Annotated in this window: 24 protein-coding genes and 1 pseudogene; 11 read left to right on the top strand and 14 right to left on the bottom strand. The window is 71.6% G+C overall.

Features of this window, described 5'->3' with window-relative positions; genetic code table 11:
* Window positions 1-80: 80 nt before the first annotated feature.
* The 3 genes from HPT28_RS20170 to HPT28_RS20160 all read right to left on the bottom strand — a co-directional run bounded on the left by HPT28_RS20170 (window position 81) and on the right by HPT28_RS20160 (window position 1,416).
* On the bottom strand, window positions 81-293 hold the full coding sequence (locus tag HPT28_RS20170; RefSeq protein ID WP_219092568.1) for a DUF397 domain-containing protein: 213 nt from the start codon (window positions 291-293) through the stop codon (window positions 81-83).
* An 84-nt stretch (window positions 294-377) separates the two neighbouring features.
* Window positions 378-1,028: a class I SAM-dependent methyltransferase gene (locus tag HPT28_RS20165; RefSeq protein ID WP_219092567.1), complete on the bottom strand. Its 651-nt coding sequence runs from the start codon at window positions 1,026-1,028 to the stop codon at window positions 378-380.
* 79 nt (window positions 1,029-1,107) lie between these two features.
* Window positions 1,108-1,416 (bottom strand): hypothetical protein, encoded by a 309-nt coding sequence (locus HPT28_RS20160; RefSeq protein WP_219092566.1) that lies wholly within the window; start codon window positions 1,414-1,416, stop codon window positions 1,108-1,110.
* A 64-nt stretch (window positions 1,417-1,480) separates the two neighbouring features.
* On the opposite strand from HPT28_RS20160, the gene HPT28_RS20155 reads away from it, so the two are divergent.
* Both HPT28_RS20155 and HPT28_RS20150 read left to right on the top strand, forming a co-directional pair.
* Complete coding sequence (locus tag HPT28_RS20155; RefSeq protein WP_219092565.1) at window positions 1,481-2,470, top strand: bifunctional lytic transglycosylase/C40 family peptidase; 990 nt, start codon at window positions 1,481-1,483, stop codon at window positions 2,468-2,470.
* Window positions 2,471-2,834: 364 nt separating this feature from the next.
* A complete protein-coding gene (locus HPT28_RS20150) occupies window positions 2,835-3,515 on the top strand; it encodes a phosphatase PAP2 family protein (protein ID WP_219092564.1) in 681 nt (226 codons plus the stop codon).
* A gap of 40 nt (window positions 3,516-3,555) precedes the next feature.
* Here the strand turns inward: HPT28_RS20150 and HPT28_RS20145 are convergent, their stop codons facing one another.
* Complete coding sequence (locus tag HPT28_RS20145; protein ID WP_219092563.1) at window positions 3,556-3,720, bottom strand: hypothetical protein; 165 nt, start codon at window positions 3,718-3,720, stop codon at window positions 3,556-3,558.
* Window positions 3,721-3,810: 90 nt separating this feature from the next.
* Between HPT28_RS20145 and HPT28_RS20140 the strand changes: the two genes are divergently transcribed.
* Complete coding sequence (locus HPT28_RS20140) at window positions 3,811-4,623, top strand: hypothetical protein (protein ID WP_219092562.1); 813 nt, start codon at window positions 3,811-3,813, stop codon at window positions 4,621-4,623.
* Window positions 4,624-4,858: 235 nt separating this feature from the next.
* Entirely contained in the window at window positions 4,859-5,056 is a 198-nt protein-coding gene (locus HPT28_RS20135; RefSeq protein WP_219092561.1) for a hypothetical protein, read from the top strand.
* A gap of 80 nt (window positions 5,057-5,136) precedes the next feature.
* On the opposite strand, the gene HPT28_RS20130 is transcribed toward HPT28_RS20135, so the two are convergent.
* A complete protein-coding gene (locus HPT28_RS20130) occupies window positions 5,137-5,484 on the bottom strand; it encodes a metal-sensitive transcriptional regulator (protein WP_219092560.1) in 348 nt (115 codons plus the stop codon).
* A 214-nt stretch (window positions 5,485-5,698) separates the two neighbouring features.
* Between HPT28_RS20130 and HPT28_RS20125 the strand changes: the two genes are divergently transcribed.
* Together HPT28_RS20125 and HPT28_RS20120 are read left to right on the top strand one after the other, a co-directional pair.
* Window positions 5,699-6,319, top strand: a complete 621-nt coding sequence (locus HPT28_RS20125) for a DUF47 domain-containing protein (RefSeq protein ID WP_219092559.1) — start codon at window positions 5,699-5,701, stop codon at window positions 6,317-6,319.
* Window positions 6,320-6,325: 6 nt separating this feature from the next.
* Complete coding sequence (locus tag HPT28_RS20120; RefSeq protein WP_219092558.1) at window positions 6,326-7,324, top strand: inorganic phosphate transporter; 999 nt, start codon at window positions 6,326-6,328, stop codon at window positions 7,322-7,324.
* A gap of 218 nt (window positions 7,325-7,542) precedes the next feature.
* On the opposite strand, the gene pstB is transcribed toward HPT28_RS20120, so the two are convergent.
* The 4 genes from pstB to pstS form a co-directional block, all read right to left on the bottom strand.
* On the bottom strand, window positions 7,543-8,319 hold the full coding sequence (gene pstB / locus HPT28_RS20115; RefSeq protein ID WP_219092557.1) for a phosphate ABC transporter ATP-binding protein PstB: 777 nt from the start codon (window positions 8,317-8,319) through the stop codon (window positions 7,543-7,545).
* Window positions 8,320-8,419: 100 nt separating this feature from the next.
* Window positions 8,420-9,499, bottom strand: coding sequence for a phosphate ABC transporter permease PstA (gene pstA, locus HPT28_RS20110; protein WP_219092556.1), 1,080 nt, complete (start codon window positions 9,497-9,499; stop codon window positions 8,420-8,422).
* On the bottom strand, window positions 9,496-10,506 hold the full coding sequence (gene pstC / locus HPT28_RS20105; RefSeq protein WP_219092555.1) for a phosphate ABC transporter permease subunit PstC: 1,011 nt from the start codon (window positions 10,504-10,506) through the stop codon (window positions 9,496-9,498). Before pstC ends, pstA begins: the two co-directional genes overlap by 4 nt.
* 168 nt (window positions 10,507-10,674) lie before the next feature.
* The gene (gene pstS / locus HPT28_RS20100; RefSeq protein ID WP_219092554.1) at window positions 10,675-11,805 is read right to left on the bottom strand and encodes a phosphate ABC transporter substrate-binding protein PstS; all 1,131 of its coding nucleotides are present in this window, start codon (window positions 11,803-11,805) and stop codon (window positions 10,675-10,677) included.
* A gap of 366 nt (window positions 11,806-12,171) precedes the next feature.
* On the opposite strand from pstS, the gene HPT28_RS20095 reads away from it, so the two are divergent.
* Together HPT28_RS20095 and HPT28_RS20090 are read left to right on the top strand one after the other, a co-directional pair.
* Window positions 12,172-13,395: an NlpC/P60 family protein gene (locus HPT28_RS20095; protein WP_308119395.1), complete on the top strand. Its 1,224-nt coding sequence runs from the start codon at window positions 12,172-12,174 to the stop codon at window positions 13,393-13,395.
* Window positions 13,396-13,534: 139 nt separating this feature from the next.
* Window positions 13,535-14,821 (top strand): fused response regulator/phosphatase, encoded by a 1,287-nt coding sequence (locus HPT28_RS20090; protein WP_219092553.1) that lies wholly within the window; start codon window positions 13,535-13,537, stop codon window positions 14,819-14,821.
* A gap of 53 nt (window positions 14,822-14,874) precedes the next feature.
* Here HPT28_RS20090 and HPT28_RS20085 read toward each other — a convergent pair whose 3' ends face one another.
* From HPT28_RS20085 to HPT28_RS20070, 5 genes and pseudogenes are all read right to left on the bottom strand, one after another.
* Window positions 14,875-15,228: a DUF2516 family protein gene (locus HPT28_RS20085; protein WP_219092575.1), complete on the bottom strand. Its 354-nt coding sequence runs from the start codon at window positions 15,226-15,228 to the stop codon at window positions 14,875-14,877.
* 108 nt (window positions 15,229-15,336) lie between these two features.
* Window positions 15,337-15,969 carry a hypothetical protein gene (locus HPT28_RS20080; protein ID WP_219092552.1) on the bottom strand — a complete coding sequence of 211 codons (633 nt, stop codon included), beginning with the start codon at window positions 15,967-15,969 and terminating at the stop codon, window positions 15,337-15,339.
* Window positions 15,970-16,000: 31 nt separating this feature from the next.
* Entirely contained in the window at window positions 16,001-16,369 is a 369-nt protein-coding gene (locus HPT28_RS20075) for a helix-turn-helix domain-containing protein (protein ID WP_219092551.1), read from the bottom strand.
* A 101-nt stretch (window positions 16,370-16,470) separates the two neighbouring features.
* Window positions 16,471-16,839 (bottom strand): annotated as a pseudogene (locus HPT28_RS27120) (hypothetical protein); the annotation flags it as partial.
* 104 nt (window positions 16,840-16,943) lie between these two features.
* Window positions 16,944-17,657 carry a MerR family transcriptional regulator gene (locus tag HPT28_RS20070; protein ID WP_219092550.1) on the bottom strand — a complete coding sequence of 238 codons (714 nt, stop codon included), beginning with the start codon at window positions 17,655-17,657 and terminating at the stop codon, window positions 16,944-16,946.
* Between the two features lie 90 nt (window positions 17,658-17,747).
* Here HPT28_RS20070 and HPT28_RS20065 point away from each other — a divergent pair, with 90 nt between their 5' ends.
* The 3 genes from HPT28_RS20065 (at window position 17,748) to HPT28_RS20055 (ending at window position 19,745) form a co-directional block, all read left to right on the top strand.
* On the top strand, window positions 17,748-17,936 hold the full coding sequence (locus HPT28_RS20065; protein WP_219092549.1) for a hypothetical protein: 189 nt from the start codon (window positions 17,748-17,750) through the stop codon (window positions 17,934-17,936).
* Window positions 17,937-18,207: 271 nt separating this feature from the next.
* Entirely contained in the window at window positions 18,208-18,828 is a 621-nt protein-coding gene (locus HPT28_RS20060; RefSeq protein ID WP_219092548.1) for a hypothetical protein, read from the top strand.
* Between the two features lie 86 nt (window positions 18,829-18,914).
* Window positions 18,915-19,745 carry a sugar nucleotide-binding protein gene (locus tag HPT28_RS20055; protein ID WP_219092547.1) on the top strand — a complete coding sequence of 277 codons (831 nt, stop codon included), beginning with the start codon at window positions 18,915-18,917 and terminating at the stop codon, window positions 19,743-19,745.
* The last annotated feature ends 48 nt before the right edge of the window (window positions 19,746-19,793 follow it).

The raw sequence follows: 19,793 nt of genomic DNA, 5'->3' as shown, positions 1-19,793 counted from the left end.
GACGATGTGACCGCGATCCGCGGCACGCGGGACGGCGCACGTCAGGCTGTCCACACCTGTGGACGAAAACTGAGGGGCTCTCAGCCCGCGCCCCGGGCGAAGTGGTCGAACTCGTCGTTCCGGACCCCCAGGACGAAGGCCCTCCACTTGGCCTTCGTCGTGGTGACGACGTGCTCGGGGTCGTCGGTCTGGCGGAGGTGGACGAGATCGCCCTCGCCGACCGCGACCTCGATGCACTCCTCGTCGGGGTCGTCGGACGAGCGGATCCAGTCGAGCTTGTCCCAGTCCGTCATGCGTCTCAGCCTAGAGGCGGCACGCCGACGGCGGGGCCGGACGGCCCGGAAGGCCAGGCGGGGCCCGGAAGGCGTGGGCGGTGCCTAGCGCTTGCGGACGACGGTCACGCCGTCGCGCAGGGGCAGCATGGCGCAGGTGACGCGGGTGTCGGCGGCGATGGTGTCGTTGACGGCGCGGATGGCCTTCACCGTCTCGCCCTGTTCGGCCTCGTCGACGACGCGGCCCTCCTGGAGGACGTTGTCCAGCACGATGACGCCGCCGGGTCGCAGGCGGGTGACCAACTCCTCGTAGTAGGCGGGGTAGCCGGACTTGTCGGCGTCGATGAAGGCGAAGTCGACGGTCTCCTCGCGCGGCAGTGCGCGCAGCGTCTCCACGGCGGGGCCGAGGCGGAGGTCGATCCGGTCGTCCAGGCCGGCGCGCTGCCAGTAGCGGCGGGCGATCGACGTCCACTCCTCGCTGAGGTCGCAGGCGATGAGCCGGCCGCCCTCGGCGAGCCCGCGGGCGATGCAGATGGAGGAGTAGCCGGTGAAGGTGCCCACCTCGACGGCCAGCCGGGCCCCGGTGAGCTGGGTCAGCAGGGTGAGGAACGCGCCCTCGTCCTGGCTGATCTGCATCGCCGCCAGGTCGGGGACGGCCTGGCGGGTCTCCTCGGCGAGGTCCCGCAGCACGTCGTCCGCGGCGGGACGGCTGTGGTCGACGAGGTACGGCCCGAGGCTGGGGTGGACGATGTGCACGAGACGCTCCCGGGGGTCGGCGCGGCCTGGCGGACGGAGAGGGGAAAAGCCGCAGAAGCGCCGTAAACCGCCCGAACGGCTAGACGGCCATACCGTAGACGATCGTGAACAGGGTTCCCAGCGACCCGATGATGAAGACGCCGGTGAGTCCCGCGACGATCAGGCCCTTCCCCTGTTCGGCGCTGAACGTGTCGCGCAGGGCGGTGGCACCGATGCGCTGCTTGGCGGCACCCCAGATCGCGATGCCGAGGCAGATGAGGATGGCGACGGCCATGACCACCTCGATCATGACGCGGGCCTCGGTGCCCAGGGAGCCGAACGGGCCCCAGTCGGGTGCGATTCCCCCGATAATGGTGGTGATGTCGCCTTCTTCGGCCGCAAGGAACATGTGAACTCACCGCCACAGGTGGGTTGTCGGTCATCGGCTCGGTACAGCCTTCTCGAATTCTGCCATGGAATGCGATGGTTGGGGGGTGCGGAAGGCTTGGGTGGCTTCGGGGTGCGGTTTCGGCCTGGTGTTGTCGTTCCTGGCGTTGCTGGTGGTGGGCACGTACGTGTCCGCGTCCCAGTTCGGTCCGGGCGGGGGCAGCCCGGTACGGCTGGCGAAGGGCTCGGTGCCCGCGGAGTACGAGAAGCTCGTACAGAAGTGGGGGGGCCTGTGCGAGGCGCTGAACCCCGCGCTGCTGGCGGCGCAGCTGTACCAGGAGAGCGGCTGGAACCCGCGGGCGCAGTCGCCCGCCGAGGCGCAGGGCATCGCGCAGTTCATCCCCGGCACCTGGGCCGTGCACGGGCTGGACGCCAACGGGGACGGCGAGGCCAACGTCTGGGACCCGGAGGACGCGATCCCCTCGGCCGCGTCCTACGACTGCACGCTGGCCCGCAACGTGGCGAAGGTGCCGGGCGACGTGACGTCGAACATGCTGGCCGCCTACAACGCCGGGCCCTACGCCGTGATCAAGTACGGCGGGGTGCCGCCCTACGAGGAGACGCGGAACTACGTCGCGGTCATCCGCAAGATGGAGGAGTCCTTCGCGGCGGCCCAGGGGCGGCTCTCGCCCGCCCGCCAGGCCGCCGGGGCCATCCACTACGCGCAGGAGAAGCTGGGCACGCCCTATCTGTGGGGCGGTGACGGCACGGCCGAGGACGGCGGACGGTTCGACTGCTCGGGGCTGACCAAGGCCGCCTACGCCTCGGTGGGCATCGAGCTGCCGCGTGTGGCCAACGACCAGTGGAACGCCGGGCCGCATCCGTCCCGTGGCGAACTGCTCCCCGGCGACCTCGTCTTCTTCGCCCACGACCTCGATGATCCCCGTTCCATCCACCACGTCGGGATCTACGTCGGCGGCGGGTACATGATCGACGCCCCCTACACGGGGGCCGTCATCCGGTTCGATCCCATCGACTCGCCCGACTACTTCGGGGCCACCCGCCCGACCGGCTGAGCGCTGCCCCGGTCGCCCGGTGGCCCTACGCTGGGTGGGACGCCGCGGACGCCGCGGACGCCGCGGACGCCGGACACGGGCCGCGGACGCCGGACACGGGCCGCGGACGCCGGACACGGCCCGTGGACGCCGGAGACGGGCTCCCCACACCCCGGGGACGTGGTCGCGGACGCCGGGCACGCGGCGGCGTTCGGTCACTCTTCGATAACGTGGACGTGATCATTCAGTGGATGGCGGAACGCCGGGACCGGCTGCCGCGTTCCCTGACCAGGATCGGATGACCTTCCGAGACACGGGGCCGGTAGCCATGCAGGGCGAGTTACACGGGTGACGCGAGTGACAGCGAACGAGAGGCCGCAGCGCCATGTCTGACTGGGACAGCTCCGACGTCGGGCTGCTCTACCGCGTCAACGGCTGGTCGGCGAGCCTGCCCGACTGGGCGAACTCGGCGCTGGCCTTCCTCAGCGAGTACGGCGTCATCGCCGGCCTCATGGTGCTGGGCCTGTGGGCGTGGTGGACGGCGCGCCGCCGGCCGGACGCCGTGACCGCCGTCGCCGGGCTGATGTGGGCCCCGCTGGGCGCCTCGGCCGCCTACCTGGTCAACTACCCGATCCGGGAGCTCGTGGCCAGGCCGAGACCGTTCGTCGATCACGAGGGACTCAACGTCCTGGTGGCGGGGAAGGACGGCTACTCGTTCGTCAGCGACCACTCGGCGCTGGTGATGGCCCTGGCCGTGGGCATCTTCGTCGTCAACCGGAAGCTCGGCGCGCTCGCCATCGCGCTGGCCCTCTTCCAGGGATTCGGGCGCGTCTACACCGCGGTGCACTACCCGACGGACGTCATCGGCGGGCTGGCCCTGGGCGCCGCCGTCGTGCTGCTCCTCGCCCCGCTCGCGGCCGCCCTGCTCACCCCGCTCACCCGGGCCGTGGCCGCGTCGCCGCACGTGGGGCGGCTGGTGCACGCCCCGCCGCGGGGGGCCGTCGAGCGCGAGGAAGCCTCCGGCGAGCCGGTGTCCGCGGCCCACGGCCGCGACCTGGCGGCCTGAGCCTCCGCCTCGCGCACCCCTCTCCGGGCGTGCGCGGCGGCTACGCCTCGTCGTGGGCGCGCGCGTCCGCCTGCGCCCGGGCCCGGGCGCGCCGCGCGGGGCCGCGCCAGCCGCAGGAGCAGTGGGCGCTCACGAAGGAACCGCGCTCCCGCAGGCTCGTGGTGTGTTCTTCCGTGGCGTCGGGAGACTCTCGCTGGTCGGGCACAGGGCCAACGCTACCCGGGCGTAACGGCTGCACAGGTGCCGTCGTTAAGCGGATCGAGTCCAGGGACGGTCCGTTGGGGGTCTGGTTGCGATGGACAGGCGGAAGGCCACGGCCGGTGTGCTCGCGGCGATCGTGCTGACGGCTGTGGCGGGCACCGGGTGCTCGGGGCGCACCGTCGCGGTGCAGGAGTCGACGGGCGATGATCCCCGCGCCCAGATGCGGCGGGTGGCCGACGAGTTGGCGGAGGCGCGGACGTCGCGGGTGCGCAGCCGGATGGAGCTGCGCAGCGGCGGCACGCGGCTGACCATCAGGGGGGCCGGGGGGTTCGACTTCAGGCGGCGCATGGGCCGGATCGAGGTCACCCTGCCCGACGAGCGGCAGGACCCGGTCACGGCGGTCATCGCCCCGGGGGCGCTCTACATGAAGAACCGCGGCGCCGGGGTGCCGGAGGACAAGTGGGTGCGGGTGGATCCGGCGGAGCTGCCCGACGGCAACCTGGTCTCCAACGGGGTGACGGATCCGCTCGTCGCGGTGGAGCTGCTCCGGGGGGTCAGCTCGGTGCGGTACGTGGGCACGCGGCGGCTGGACGGCAAGCTGGTCCGGCGTTTCCGCGGAACGACCGACGTGCGGGCGGCGGCGGGTGAGGCATCGCAGGGGCGGCGGGACCAGCTCTCGGCGGCGGCGAAAGGGTTCTCCACCCGGGCCGTGCCCTTCGAGGCGCACCTCGACGAGGAGGGGCGGCTGCGTCGCGTGCGGCACACGTTCGTCTTCGGGAACGACGAGGCCGTCGTCTCCACCACCGAGTTGTACGCGTTCGGGACGTCGGTCGAGGTGGAGCTGCCGCCGAGGGCGGACGTCTACACGGGCCGGATCGCCACGACCACGCCCGCGCCGCCCGCGTGACGCCGACGGCGGCGGGCGCGGGCGCGGACGACGTGGGCGCCCCCGCCCCGGGGACCCCCGCCCCGGGGGGCGTCCGGCGTCCCGTGGGGCTCACGTCCGGGTGGTCCTAGTCCGGATGTGTCATGCGGGAATGCCCCGGGCCGTCCTACTGTGAGGCGTCGGGGGTGAGCGGTCGGCCCGTCCGCGCGGTGGGGCCGGGCCGTTCGCGGCTCAGTCTGCAGGGAGGTGGCCACGGATGCCGAGGGAACCGTCGGCGGTCCAGGACTGGGAGGCGCTCGCCGAGATCGAGCTGTACGGAGAACTCATCATCGCCGCTGCCGCCGAGCCGGACGAGCGGTTGAGCGACGACCGGATCGACGAGGTGCTGGGCACCGGGCAGCGGAACGCCCCGGAGCCGGACGCTCCGACTGATCCGAAGTGTCGTGAGGACTGACGCCGTACCGCATGTTTTCAGCCAGGGGTTGCCGCCATGAGGGGCCGGCCATGATGGCGTGGATGCGCGGGATGTCCGGCTCAGGTGCGCAGGAGCCGGGCGATGGCGGCGGTGGCTTCCGCCACCTTGGCGTCCATCTCCTCGCCGCCCTCGTCGGCCGCCGCGGCGACGCAGTGCCGCAGATGCTCTTCGAGGAGTTGGAGCGCGAAGGACTGGAGCGCCTTCGTCGAGGCGGAGACCTGCGTGAGGACGTCGATGCAGTACACGTCCTCTTCGACCATCCGCTGAAGCCCGCGAATCTGCCCCTCGACGCGCCGGAGCCGCTTGAGGTGGGCGTCCTTCTGCTTGCTGTAGCCGTGCGGCCCGGGCGGCTGCTGCGAGGGCGCGGGATCCGTCGTCCCGGCGTGTGTGGGTTCGACGGTCGTCATGTGTGCTCCCCTGATCCTTCTCCGGGTCATACCCCGGCTGGGTATATTGTACCGATTGTGCCCCGAGGCCCGCGATGGCCGACAGTGCCCTGCCTTGGCCCCGGTTCTGCGGCCGACCCCCCATGGGCGACACTGGTGACCACCGGTTCGCCGTGGCCGGATGATGCGCCTAGCATCAACGAGACTGTCGCCCGAGCACACCCGAGGACCCCTTGTGCGCTTTCGTCTGACCCCCAGGGAGACGAGCTTCTACGACATGTTCGCCGCGTCAGCGGACAACATCGTGACCGGTTCGAAGCTCCTCATGGAACTGCTCGGGGCGGAATCCTCCGCACGGACCGACATCGCCGAGCGGATGCGCGCGGCCGAACACGCCGGCGACGACGCGACGCACGCGATCTTCCACCAGCTCAACTCCTCCTTCATCACCCCGTTCGACCGTGAGGACATCTACCGCCTCGCCTCCCTGCTCGACGACATCATGGACTTCATGGAGGAGGCCGTCGACCTGGTCGTCCTCTACCAGATCGAGGAGCTTCCGAAGGGCGTCGAGCAGCAGATCGAGGTGCTGGCCAGGGCGGCGGAGCTGACCGCCGAGGCGATGCCGCACCTGCGCACCATGGAGAATCTGACCGAATACTGGATCGAGGTCAACCGGCTGGAGAACCAGGCCGACCAGATTCACCGGAAGCTCCTCGCCCACCTCTTCAACGGCAAGTACGACGCGATCGAGGTCCTCAAGCTCAAGCAGGTGGTGGACGTCCTGGAGGAGGCGGCCGACGCGTTCGAGCACGTCGCGAACACGGTGGAGACCATCGCGGTCAAGGAGTCCTGACCTGTCGTGGACACGTTCTCCCTGATCGTCGTCGTCGGCGTCGCGCTCTTCTTCACCTACACCAACGGGTTCCACGACTCCGCGAACGCGATCGCTACGTCCATCTCGACCCGGGCTCTCACCCCCCGCGTGGCGCTGCTCATGGCGGCGGTCATGAACCTGGCCGGCGCGTTCATGGGCAGCGGCATCGCCGAGACGGTCAGCGAGGGCCTGATCGAGACGCCGAGCGGCGACAACGGCATGCTCATCCTGTTCGCCGCGCTGGTCGGGGCGATCACGTGGAACATGATCACCTGGTACTTCGGCCTGCCGTCCTCCTCCTCGCACGCGCTGTTCGGCGGCATGGTCGGAGCGGCGCTCGCCGGGGCGACCACCGTCTACTGGGACGGCGTGCTGACGAAGATCGTCATCCCGATGTTCCTGTCGCCGCTGGTGGGGATGGGCCTCGGCTACCTGGTGATGACGGGCATCCTGTGGGTGTTCCGGAACGCCAACCCGAACCGGGCCCAGCGCGGCTTCCGGATCGCCCAGACCGTCTCGGCGGCCGGCATGGCCCTCGGCCACGGCCTCCAGGACGCCCAGAAGACCATGGGCATCGTGGTGATGGCCCTGGTCATCGCCGGGGTGGAGGACCAGGGCGAGCCGATCCCGCTGTGGGTGAAGGTCGTCTGTGCGCTGATGCTCTCCCTGGGCACCTACGCGGGCGGCTGGCGCATCATGCGGACCCTGGGCCGCCGCATCATCGCCCTGGACCCGCCCCAGGGCTTCGCCGCCGAGACCACCGCGTCCTCCGTCATGTACGCGACGGCCTATGTCTTCACGGCCCCGATCTCCACGACGCACCTCATCACCTCGGCCATCATGGGCGTGGGCGCGACCCGCCGCGTCAAGGCGGTGCGCTGGGGCGTCGCGAAGAACATCGTCGTCGGCTGGTTCATCACCATGCCGGCCGCGGCCTCGGTGGCCGCGCTCGGCTACGGCCTCGCCTACCTGGTCGTCGGCTGACCCTCGGCGCCCTCGGCGTCGCTCTGCCCCCGGTCCGCTCGGTACCTTCCAGCCCTGTCTGACCAGCGAAGCGCCCGTCTCCAAGCGCGCCGGAAGGGCCGCACGCGCCCGGGCGGTGCCGGAAACGCAAAGGAGGGCCCGCCCGACCCTGGACGGGGGTCGGGCGGGCCCTTCTCGTCATGCGGTGGCACCGCCATGCAGCACCGCAGACGTCTCGGTCAGCCGAAGCGGCCGGAGATGTAGTCCTCGGTGGCCTGCACCGAGGGGTTGGAGAAGATGCGCTCGGTGTCGTCGATCTCGATCAGCTTGCCGGGCTGCCCGATCGCCGCGAGGTTGAAGAACGCGGTGCGGTCGGAGACGCGCGCGGCCTGCTGCATGTTGTGCGTGACGATGACGATCGTGTACTGCTCCTTCAGCTCACCGATCAGGTCCTCGATGGCGATCGTCGAGATCGGGTCGAGGGCCGAGCACGGCTCGTCCATGAGCAGCACCTGCGGCTCGACGGCGATGGCGCGGGCGATGCACAGCCGCTGCTGCTGACCGCCGGAGAGGCCGGAGCCGGGCTTGTTCAGCCGGTCCTTGACCTCGTTCCACAGGTTGGCGCCGCGCAGCGAGCGCTCCACGACCTCGTCGAGCGCGCTCTTCCTGTACTTGCCGTTGAGGCGCAGCCCGGCGGCGACGTTGTCGTAGATCGACATCGTCGGGAAGGGGTTGGGACGCTGGAAGACCATGCCGATCGTCCGGCGCACGGCGACGGGGTCGACCCCGGGGCCGTACAGGGACTCGTCGTCCAGCATGACCTTGCCCTCGACGCGCCCGCCGGGGGTCACCTCGTGCATGCGGTTGAGGGTGCGGAGGAAGGTGGACTTGCCGCAGCCGGAGGGCCCGATGAAGGCCGTCACGGAACGGGGTTCGACGGTCATCGAGATGTCCTCGATGGCCTTGTGGCTGCCGTAGTAGGCGGTCAGGCCGCTGACGTCGATGCGCTTGGCCATGTGGATCACTTCTTTTCTGCGTACATCCGCGTACACGCCCTGCCGGGATGGTTCCGGTCACCCGCGTACGTCGCGTTCATGGGGTCTGTGTACCTGGCCGTCAGTGGCCGGTCTTGGGGGCCTTCCAGCGGGCGACGCCTCGGGCCAGCAGGTTGAGCAGCATCACCAGGGCGATGAGCACCAGTGCGGCGGCCCAGGCCCGGTCGTAGGCGTGCTGGTTGCCGGCCTTGAACTGCGTCCAGATGAAGTACGGAAGCGAGTCCTGCGGCCCTTCGAACGGGTTGTTGTTGATCGACGAGGCGCCGAAAACCAGCAGCATGATCGGTGCCGTCTCACCCGCGATGCGGGCCACGGCGAGCATCACACCGGTGGTGATACCGCCGATCGAGGTCGGCAGCACGACCTTCAGGATCGTCCGCCACTTCGGCACACCGAGGGCGAGCGACGCCTCGCGCAGCTCGTTCGGGACGAGCTTCAGCATCTCCTCGGTCGAGCGTACGACGATCGGCATCATCAGGATGGCGAGCGCCATGGCCCCGGCCCAGCCGGAGTAGCCGAAGTCGAGCAGGATGATCCAGAAGGACAGGACGAACAGACCCGCGACGATCGAGGGGATGCCGGTCATGACGTCGACGAAGAACGTCACGGCCTTGGCGAGCTTCCCCTTGCCGTACTCGACCAGGTAGACGGCGGTCAGCAGACCGATGGGCGCGGAGATGAGCGTGGCGAGGCCGACCTGCTCCAGGGTGCCGATCAGCGAGTGGTAGACACCGCCGCCCGGCTGGAGGTCGCGCAGCCCGCTCATGGAGTGCGTGAGGAAGTAGAGGTCGAACATCTCGGCGCCGCGGGCGACCGTCTCCCACACCAGGGAGGCGAGGGGCACGATGGCGGCGAGGAAGCAGACCCACACCAGGCTCGTGGCCAGGCGGTCCTTGGCCTGCCGGACGCCTTCGACGGCGGAGGTGAGGACGTAGCTCGTCAGCACGAACAGCAGGGCGGCGATCAGGCCCCACTGGGCTCGGCTGCTCAGGTCGGCGAGTACGCCGATGCCGATGCCGAGGCCGGCCGAGACGAGGGCGATCGCCAGCGGGGCCCAGCGGGGGAGCCGGGCGTGCCGGAGCGTGGCGGGGCGGGGGGCCGCGGCGTCCACGGGACGCTGGTCCATGACGGTGTTGCTCATGCGTTGGCCCCCGAGTACTCCTTGCGGCGAGCGATGATCAGACGGGCGCCACCGTTCACCAGCAGGGTGATGACGAACAGCACCAGGCCGGAGGCGATGAGGGCGTCGCGGCCGACGTCGCCGGCCTCGTTGAAGCCCGCGGCGATGTTCTGGGCGAAGGTGCCGCCGCCCGGGTCCAGCAGGCTCGCGCTGATGAGGAAGCTGGGCGACAGCACGGTGGCCACGGCCATCGTCTCGCCCAGGGCGCGGCCGAGGCCGAGCATGGAGGCGCTGATGACGCCGGAGCGGCCGAAGGGCAGGACGGCCATCCTGATGACCTCCCAGCGCGTGGCGCCGAGCGCGAGCGCGGCCTCCTCGTGCATCTTCGGCACCTGCTTGAACACCTCGCGGGAGACGTTCGTGACGATCGGCAGGATCATGATCGCCAGCACGATGCCCACGGTGAACAGCGAGCGCGCCGCGCCGCCGTCGTAGGCGAAGATCCCGGTCCAGCCGAAGTAGTCGTCCAGCCACGTGTACAGGCCGGTGAGGTTCGGCACGAGGAAGAGGGCGCCCCACAGGCCGTAGACGATGGAGGGCACGGCCGCGAGCAGGTCGATGACGTAGGCGAGCGGCCCGGCGAGCTTGCGCGGCGCGTAGTGCGAGATGAACAGCGCGATGCCGACGGCGACGGGCACGGCGAGCGCCATGGCGATGATGGAGCTCACCACGGTGCCGAACGCCAGGACGGCGATGCCGAAGACCGGCGGGTCGGCGTTGGCGTTCCAGTCGAACGTGGTGAAGAAGTTGCCCTCGTTGACGGAGAGGGCGTTGAAGGTGCGCCAGGTCAGGAAGGCCGCGATGGCGGCCATGATCACCAGCAGGGTGATTCCGGATCCCTTGGCGAGGCCCGAGAATATGCGGTCGCCGCGGTGCGTTGCGCTCCCCTTCCTGTCCTCGGACTCACCGGGAGTCCGGGGAGGCAGCTCCGCCTGGGGCGGAGGCGCGGCGGTCTTCGTCATGTCCATGGTTTCTCCGGTCTGGTGCGGGACCGGCCGTTCGGCGGGGTCGGTCCCTGGCGGCGGTGCACCGGAAGGGTGGTGGGTGTACCAACGGTGGCCGGGTATCCGGCCCGCGGGCCGGATACGCCGGAATGCCGGTGCGGCCCCATGGGCGAGGGCCGCACCGGCGTCAGGTCAGGAGAGGGACGAGACCTGCTCACGGACCTTGGTGATGACGTCGTCCGGGATCGGGGCGTAGCCGATCTCGGCGAGCTGCTGCTGCCCGTCCTCGCTCGCGGCGTAGGTCAGGAAGGACTTCATCGCCTCGAGGGTCTGGGGGTCGTTGCCCTTGTCGCAGGCGATCTCGTAGGTGACCAGGATGATCGGGTAGGCACCCTCCTCCTTGGTCGCGTAGTCGAGCTCCATGGCCAGGTCGCCGTCGGTGCCGACGATCTTGCCCGCGGCGATGCCGTTGGAGGAGTTCTCGACCGTGGCCTCGACGGGCTCACCGGCACCGGTGTCCAGCTTGACGGTGTCGATCTCGTTGCCCGTGGCGTAGGAGAGCTCGAAGTAGCCGATCGCGCCGTCCGTCTGCTTCACGTTGGTGGCCACACCCGCGGAGCCGTTGGCCGACTGCCCGCCCTTGGCGGCCCACGCCTTGGCGGGCTCGTACTTCCAGGAGTCCGGGGCGGCCTGCTGCAGGTAGGTGGTGAAGTTGTCGGTGGTGCCCGACTCGTCCGAACGGTGGAAGGCCTGGATCTTGGTGGACGGCAGGTCCGTGTCCGGGTTCAGCTTCTTGATCGCCTCGTCGTCCCACTTGGTGATCTTCGAGTCGAAGATCTTGGCGATCGTGTCGGCGTCCAGGACGAGGTCCTCGACACCGGAGAGGTTGTAACCGATGGCGACCGGGCCGCCGACCATCGGCAGGTTGATGGCCTTGCCGTCCTTGCAGACCTCCTTGGAGGCCTCCACCTCGTCGGCGTCGAGGGCGGAGTCCGAGCCGGCGAAGGCGGTCTTGCCCTGCAGGAACTCCTGGATGCCCGCGCCGGAGCCGGTCGGGTTGTAGTTCACCTTGGTGCTCTCACAGGCCTGCTGGTACGCCTGCACCCAGGCGTCCACCGCGTTCTTCTGCGCGCTGGAACCCGAGGCCAGGAGGTTGCCCTCACCCTTGCACTCGATGTTGCCGGCTTCGGCGTTCTTCGAGGGGCTGTCGCCCCCCTGGGAGCTGTTGTCGTCCGATCCGCAGGCAGTCAGGACCAGAGCACTGGTGACTGCCATAGCGCCGACGGTCAGGGCGCGAAGCCGGTTCGTGCGCTGAAGCTTCACTTCGGTTCAGTTCCTTCCTGAGCCCGCCGGTGGGGCGGCAAGCGTGGAGTGGGCGTGTCTCTGTGATCAGCTATGGGGGCCCGCTCGGTATGTCGCCATGCGGCGCCCTCCGTACGGCTGAAATTAGGCAGGACAGGTGAAGCGCCCGACCGTCGAGAGTGAACGGAAGGTGAACCTCGACGGTCGGAGCGGTGTCCGTGTTCGTCCTGTATTCCGCTCGTTGCCGGGGCGTGACCCTGTTACTTTCCGGTAGCCCGTGGCACGATCCCACGGAACCGGGGGCGCTCGCCGGACGTCTGTCCGAGGGCTCCGCGGGCGTGTCAGGACGGAGTTTCGGGCCGTCGTGGGGCGAAGGGGAGGGATGACGTGAAGCCGAGCAGGGGTGCGGTCATCGCCGGTGCACTGTGCGTGCTCATGGTGACGGGAGGGTTGACGGCCACGACGGCGTACGCCGCGCTGCCCCCGCCCACGGTGGCCCCCGCGCCACAGCCCTCCCCGCCCTCGCCGCCTCCCCCGGGTGACGACGACGGCAGCGGCGACGACGGCAGCGGCGACGACGGGAACGGCGACGACGGGAACGGCGACGACGGGAACGGCGACACCGAGGGCGCTGCTGATCCGGTGGACGGGGAGGAGGCCGTCGAGGCGCCCGCGGGCGGTGAGCTGGAGAAGGTCCGGCGGCAGATCGAGGCCCTGCACAACCAGATCGGCTCGGCCACCGACGCCTACAACGCCGCCGCGGAGCGGGCTCGTCGACAGCAGCGTGCCGTCGACGCCCTCAACCGGCGCGTCAAGGACAACGAGGCGACCCTGAGGGACCTGCGCAACCGGGCCGGAGCCATGGCCAGGGCCCAATACCGGGGCGGAGGCTTCCCCGTCGCCACGCGGCTGACGCTCGCCGACGACCCCGAGGCGTACATCCGCTCGCTCGGCCTCCTGCGCAAGGGCCAGCGCGCGACGTCCGGCGTCATCGGCCGGCTCGACCGCCTCGGCCGCGAGCTGGCGGACGACCGCGAGGCCGCCGCCGACCGGCACACCGAGCTGGAGGACACCCGCAAGAAGCGCGGCGCGGCGAAGAAGCGGATCGAGGCCAAGCTGAAGCAGGCGCGCAAGCTCGAATCCTCCCTCGCGGCCGAGGAACGGGCGCGGCTTCGGGAGCTGGAGGAGCAGACGGCCCGCGCCCGGCAGCTCCGTTGGCTGAAAACAGGCGTTCTGGAGGAGATCAACGGGGAAGCGAGTGAGCGGGGCAAGAAGGCCGTCACGTACGCCCTGGCACAGCTCGGCAAGGACTACGAGTGGGGCGCCGAGGGCCCGGAGACGTTCGACTGCTCCGGGCTCACACTGCGCGCCTGGGAGGCCGCCGAGGTCCCGATCCCGCGCACCTCGCAGGAGCAGTGGCGGCAGCTGGAGCGCGTCGACATCGCCGACATGCGTCCCGGTGACCTGATCATCTACAAGGAGGACGCCAGTCACGTGGGCATGTACCTCGGAGACGGCGAGATAGTACACGCCCCGCGCACGGGCCGGCAGATCCGCGTCGAGGGTGCCGGCTCCCTGCCGATCCTCGGTGTCGTCCGGCCGGACGCGTGAGCGCCGGCGCGCCCCGGCCGTCCCATCACGGTACCCGGCGGAGATCCAGTGATTCCGGGCATACCGCCAGGTCCGGCGGGCGCAGCCGTTCCGCGCCGACCCGCGCGGCGGCTAGTGTCACCTGCGGCATCCACGTCGGATGCCGCCGTCAGTCCCGGGGGGAGGGAAGAGGTCCGTCGTGAAGCCCGTATCCGTGGGCGAGGGAGCCGGAGCAGCCGGCACCCCGCTTCCGTCCGACGCGCCGTCGGCCACCACCGTGCCCGCCCAGGCCGGGCCGCCCCGCCAGGCCGAGACCCTCCTCGTCGTCGACGCCGACCCGGCCGGTTCCCCGCCGCTTCCCGAGCTGTCCGACGCCCGGGGTGGCCGCGTCCGCGTCCGGACCGCCCGCAACCTCACCGAGGCCGAGCGCCTCTTCAGCGAGGACGTCCACTGCATCCTGCTCGACCTCGCGCAGTCCGACCTCGACCTCCTGCGGCAGGTGCTGCGCCTGGCCCCCGGCCATGCCGTCCTCGTCCTGACCAGGGAGGACGACGGTGAGCGAGCCGCCGAGGCGGTGCGCATCGGCGCCCAGGACTACCTCTACCGCGACGAGCTCGACACCCGCACCCTCGGCCGCGCCATCCGCTACGCCGTCGAACGAAAACAGGCGGACCGGGCCCAGCGGCAGCTCACCGAGTCCCGGCTGCGGGCCCAGGAGAACGCCCGCCTCGAACGCGGCCTGCTCCCCACCCCGCTGCTCGGCGGCAGCTCCCTGCGGTTCGCCGCCCGCTACCGGCCGGGCCGCTCCCGCGCCCTTCTCGGCGGCGACTTCTACGACACCGTCCGCACCTCCGACGGCACCGTGCACGCCATGATCGGCGACGTCTGCGGGCACGGCCCCGACGAGGCCGCACTCGGCGTCGAGCTGCGCATCGCCTGGCGCGCGCTCATCCTGGCCGGGCTCGTCGGCGACCGGCTGCTGGCCACGCTCCAGCAGGTCCTGGAGCACGAACGGCGCAGCGAGGAGATCTTCGCGACGCTGTGCATGATCGACATCGCGCCCGACGGCCGCCGGGCCGGAGTCTGCCTGGCCGGTCACCCCGCCCCGCTCCTCGCCCGCCCGGGCGCCGCGCCGCGGCTCCTGCCGGAGGACGCCGCCGGGCCCGCCCTCGGGCTGCTGCCCCGGGCGCGCTGGGCCCGCATGAGCGTTGAGCTCGGCGGCTGCTGGGGGCTGATGATGTACACCGACGGCCTGATCGAGGGCCGGGTCTCCGCGCAGACGCGTCAGCGCCTCGGGCAGGAGGGCATGGTGCGCATCGTGGCCGAGGCCATGGCGGCCGGGGCCACGGGGGAGACGCTGCTGGACGAGGTCCTCACCCACGTCCGCGACCTCAACGGCGAGGAGCTCGCCGACGACGTCGCCGTGCTGCTCCTCAACCGGGACTGATCGGGGAAACGACCGGGACCGCGGGCGTTCACCGCTCGCGGGCGGTGGGCGTCTTACCGCCCGCCGTTGTAGGGGCCGTACGGCCCGTCGCTGCTGCTGCCCCGGTACCGGCCGCCCCCGCCCCGCCCGCCGGTCACCTGGATCAGTGCCGGCCGGACGTCGACCAGGTACACGATGTTGGCGATGACGGCGACGATCAGCAGCAGGAAGCCGAGGAACGGCACCCCGAAGAGCTGCACCGCCGCGCCGATGCCCAGCAGGATCAGCCAGAACGGCTTGGTGTTCTTGTCCGCCGCCCGGTAGGCGTCCTCGCGGCGCAGGGCCGCGTCCACGAAGCAGAAGATCGAGAGGATGAGCAGCCCGAGGAACACGAAGCTCATGACGCTGCCGAAGCCGTTCAGAATCACGCTCGTCATCCTCCTGGAAGAAACCGGTCCTGCATCCACGCTACCTGTACGGCGGCCGAGGGCGTAGGCGACACCTGCCCGCCCCGGCCGTCCCGTACGCGGCGCGGATCAGGAGTCCGAGGACTCCTCGGGCGACGTGGCCTTACGCGTCGCTGTCGCCTTCTTCGGCGCGGCCTTGGCCGTCGTCCTGCCGGTGGCCTTCGGCGCCGCCTTCTTCTGCTCCGGCTTCGACTCTGCCTGCTGCTCCGCCTTCCGCGCCGGCCCGGCGGCGCCGTCCGCCGTGCCCGGCCCGTCGGCCTTCGGCCCCTCCGGGCGGGCCCGCTCGGAGAACTTCGCCTTCCCGGTCGGCTCCGGGCTCGGGGGCTGGGCCACGACCGGCTCCCGCTCGACCTTCGTCTCCCAGCCGCTGTCGTCCTGCCCGCGGCCGCGCCACGTGTCGACGGCGACCTTGCCCTGCTCGGCCAGCGTGTCGTAGTTCTCCTTGGCCTTCACCGCCGCCTCGGCGGCGTACCCGACGCCCTGCAGCGCGAGCTGCTGCGCCTGCTCACGCCACTTCCGCAGGTCGGAGTCGAGCGAGGCCAGCGCCTCCTGCATCCGGCCCTGCAGCGCCTTCGTGTCGGCCTCTCGCAGCTTCGCGATCCGCTCCGGGGCCTCGGTACGGACCTTCTCGATCAGCCCGGCCGCGAAGTACAGCGGCGTCGGGTCGGTGAGCGTCTTGCGGAAGTCGGTGTTGCTCGGCATGTGCGTCCCTCCCGGGCGTCTGTCTGCCGTGTCATGGGCGTGTGCCAGCGGCGCCGTCGCCGTTCTGCGCGCGGAAGGACGTGTAGATCTGGAGCAGCGCCTGCTTCTGCTGCTCGGTGATCGACGGGTCGGCGAGGATGGCCGCCGCGACGTCGACCTCGCGACCGTCCCGTTCCTCCAGCATCCCGGCCCGTACGTACAGCGTCTCCGCCGAGATCCGCAGCGCCTTCGCGAGCTGCTGCAGGATCTCGGCGCTCGGCTTGCGCAGGCCGCGCTCGATCTGGCTCAGGTACGGGTTCGACACCCCGGCCGCCTCGGCCAGCTGCCGGAGCGAGAGCTGCGCGTTGCGGCGTTGCTCCCGCAGGAACTCCCCGATGCCACCAGGATTGAGTGAACCCATGCCCCCACGGTGCCCCATCGCGCTAACAATTGCAAGCACATCGCTTGCTGGGGTTGTCGTCGCGTCGGCCGGCCGCGACCACCCGGTGCACGTCGTCCGCTCGTCTCGCCCAGCATGGCCACCACGGGCGGGAGAGGCTTGGTGGCGCTCGGGGTGACGTGCGGGAAACGATCGAGGGTTTCGGCCGGGCCCGCACCCGACTGCTCGGCCCGCCGCAGACCCACCTGCTTCCCGACGTCGGCCCGGCAACGGATCACCCCGCCATCCAGCACGCGGCGTTGAGGCTCGCGGCCGCGGCGAGGCGGGCGAGGACCTCACGCGCCGTCAGGCCCGTGCGCGGCGAGAGCTGATCCCACCGCTCGGCGGCAGTCCCGCGCGAGGTCGGCCGCCAGCGCGGCTCGCTCGGTGTGGACCAGGGGCCAGACCCCGGACCCGCGGCCGCGGTCCGCTGTCACTGCCGGATCAGTCATGGAGAGAAGGTCTCCCGTCACGGACCGTGCTCCGACGTCGCTCCCGGGCCGGTTCGGGCGTCTGGCACGGGCGGCCCTACGGAAGACGGCTCTCCGGGGCGAACTCATCGCCCGAAAGCAACGTCCCCCTCCGTGCCCAGGTGGTCCAGGTACGCCTGCAGCGCGGCGGCGCCGCGCAGCGCGTTCAGGCTGCGGCGGTGCAGTTCCCGCTCACGGTGGGCGAGTTCGGCGCGCACCCGCGCCGTGCTGCTCGTGGCACGCAGCTCGGCGAGCACGGTGCCGATCAGGGGCAGCGGATAGGAGCCGCGGCGCAGCAGCGCGACGACGTGTGCGAGGCGTGCCTCGGCGGGCGAGTAGACGCGGTAGCCGGTGCCGCGCTCCCGGGCCGGTCGCAGCAGTCCGTGGGCCTCCCAGAGGCGCAGCACCGGCGGCTTGACCCCGACGGCGGCGGCGACGTCACCGATCCTGCGCTCTCCCGTAGCCGTCGGCTCCGCCTCCTTCAGGACGTCGTCGAGCGCCGCCAGCACGGCGGTCAGCGAGAGGCGTTCGCGGTCCAGCTCGGCGTGGGCGGCGTCGAGGGCGGCCAGGGCGGCGGGGACGTCGCCGGCGTGCACGGCGCGCATCACCGTGCGTGCGACCGCCCAGCCGTGGCCGGCGGCCAGGGCCCGGACGGCACGGAGCGCGCGCACGTGCGTCTGTGTGAAGACGCGGTAGTCGGCTGCCGTTCGCGTCACCTCGGGCAGGACGCCGGCGTCCACGTAGTTGCGGACCTGCTGGGCGGAGATGCCCGCGGTCCGGGCCACGTCCACTGCACGCATCGCCTCACCTCGATTTGAGGGTTCTCCCACCCGAGCACGGCAAATCTGCCGTCAACCCTCACATAGCAGTTCAGTGAGAGCCTTGAGGGTATGAAATTCGTCCTCGAGGTCGACATGACCGACGCCGCCGTCCGTGGGAACGCCGCCGACGAACTCGGCCGCATCCTGCGCTACTGGGGAGGCAGCCTGAGGCACTGCCCGCTCGGGCCCGGCTCCGGCCAGCCCGTGTACGACTCGGAGTACCGGGGGGTGGGCGCCTGGCGCGTCACCGAGGGCTGACCGGCGGTCCACCGGTGTGGGGCGGGTCGGGTCCGGGGCTTGCGTACAGGATCTTCACCGGTGTGGGTGTGAGCTGTACGCTGCCCCGGGGCGCGTGTGACAGCGGGGGACGGAACGTCCAAGCCCACCCGAACGGTTGCCCCGGCGCTCTCCGGGTGGTGCTGCCAGCACAGAAAGATCGCGGATGGACTACTGCTCCTTGTGCCGTCGGCATGTGAACGGCGCGTTGGCGTGTCCGGGATGCGGCGCGGCTGCGCAGCGGATCGCTCCGGTGGCTCCGCCCGCCGAGGGGGCCGTGACACCCGCCGGGCGGGAGGGCCGTCCCACGGGCGCCGAGGCCGTCTCCGAGCCCGCCGAGGGGCTGAGCGCCCCCGTACCGGTCGGCGGGCGGGCGGCCCGGCGCCGGCAGTTGGCGCGGCAGCGGAAGTACCAGCGGCGGGCCCTGGTGGCCACGGCCATCGCCCTGGTGGGCGGCGGCGTGTCCGCCGTCACCCTGCAGAACAGGCCGTCGACGGGGCTGGCGCAGGCGGGTTCGCCGGCGCCGGAGGGCACCGGGCCGGCGGCCGCGGGCACGCAGTGGGCCGACGAGGGCGGGCTGGCCGCGGGGCGGGCGCCCACGGCGGACGACGGCGAGTCCGGCACGCCCTCCGGCGAGGGCGCCGACCCGGCGCCGGGAACGGACACCGCGCCGGAGGCGGGCCCGGTGGCGGACGACCGCTCCCAGACGCCCTCAGCCGACGGTGAGTCGCCGGAGGAGGCCCCCGGGGCCGAGGCGGAGCCCGGCACGGCCGATGGCGGTGACGAGGACGCGTACGCGGGGCCGCCGGGCCACGCCAAGGGTGCGAAGGGCACCGGGGATCCGAAGGGCGGCGGTCACCTGCCGCGGGACTGAGCGGGGCGGCGTCGCCGCGTGGTCGGGAGGCCACGGCCCGGCCGAGGGCGTGACGTGCCGAACTCCGTGGCCGTACCGTACGAGTCGTGGACATCCTCATCGTGGGCGGCAGCGGCTTCCTGGGCCGTGAGCTGGCCCGCCGCGCCCGGGAGGCCGGGCACGGCGTGACGGCGACCTTCGCGACCCGCCCCGCGGACGTCCCCGGGGTCCGCTGGCTGCCGATGGACCTGCGCCGCGCCGAGGAGGTCACCGCGGTGCTCGCGGAGGCCGGGCCGGACGTCGTCGTCAACACCGCCTACCGGCAGGCCGACTGGGCGATCACGGCCGACGGTGCGATCCAGCTGGCGATGGCCGCCGTCCGGTGCGGCGCACGGCTGGTGCACGTGTCCAGCGATGTCGTCTTCTCCGGCGCCGACGTCCACTACGACGAGTCCGCGACGCCGGACCCGATCACCCCGTACGGGGCGGCCAAGGCCGCGGCCGAGACGGCGATCCGGCTGCTCGCCCCGGACGCGGCCATCGCGCGCACGTCGCTGATCCTCGGTGAGGGCGGCTCCCCGCAGGAGGCGTTCGTCCACGACCTGGCCACCGGCCGCCGGGACGGTGCCCTGTTCACCGACGACATCCGGTGCCCCGTCCACGTCGCCGACCTGGCCGGGGCCCTGCTGGAGCTCGCCGCCTCCGCGCGGGCGGGCGTGTGGCACCTCTCCGGCCCGGACGCGGTCAGCCGCCACGAGCTCGGCGTCCTGGTGGCCGAGCGCGACGGCCTGGACGTCGCCGCGCTGAGGACGGCACGCCGTGCCGAGACCGGCCCACAGGGCCCGCTGGACGTCCGCCTGGACGGCAGCCGAAGCCGACGCGACCTGCGCACCCGTCTGCGGGGCGCCCGCGACTTCCTGCGCGCCACGCCCCCGTGAACCCGAGCCGCCGTGAACCCGAGCCCCCGTGAACCCGAGCCCCCGTGA

This window comes from Streptomyces sp. JJ38, from assembly GCF_019303475.1.
GTDB lineage: Bacteria > Actinomycetota > Actinomycetes > Streptomycetales > Streptomycetaceae > Streptomyces.
The sequence above is the reverse complement of the archived record's forward strand: the minus strand, read 5'-3'. Positions and strand labels throughout refer to the sequence as shown.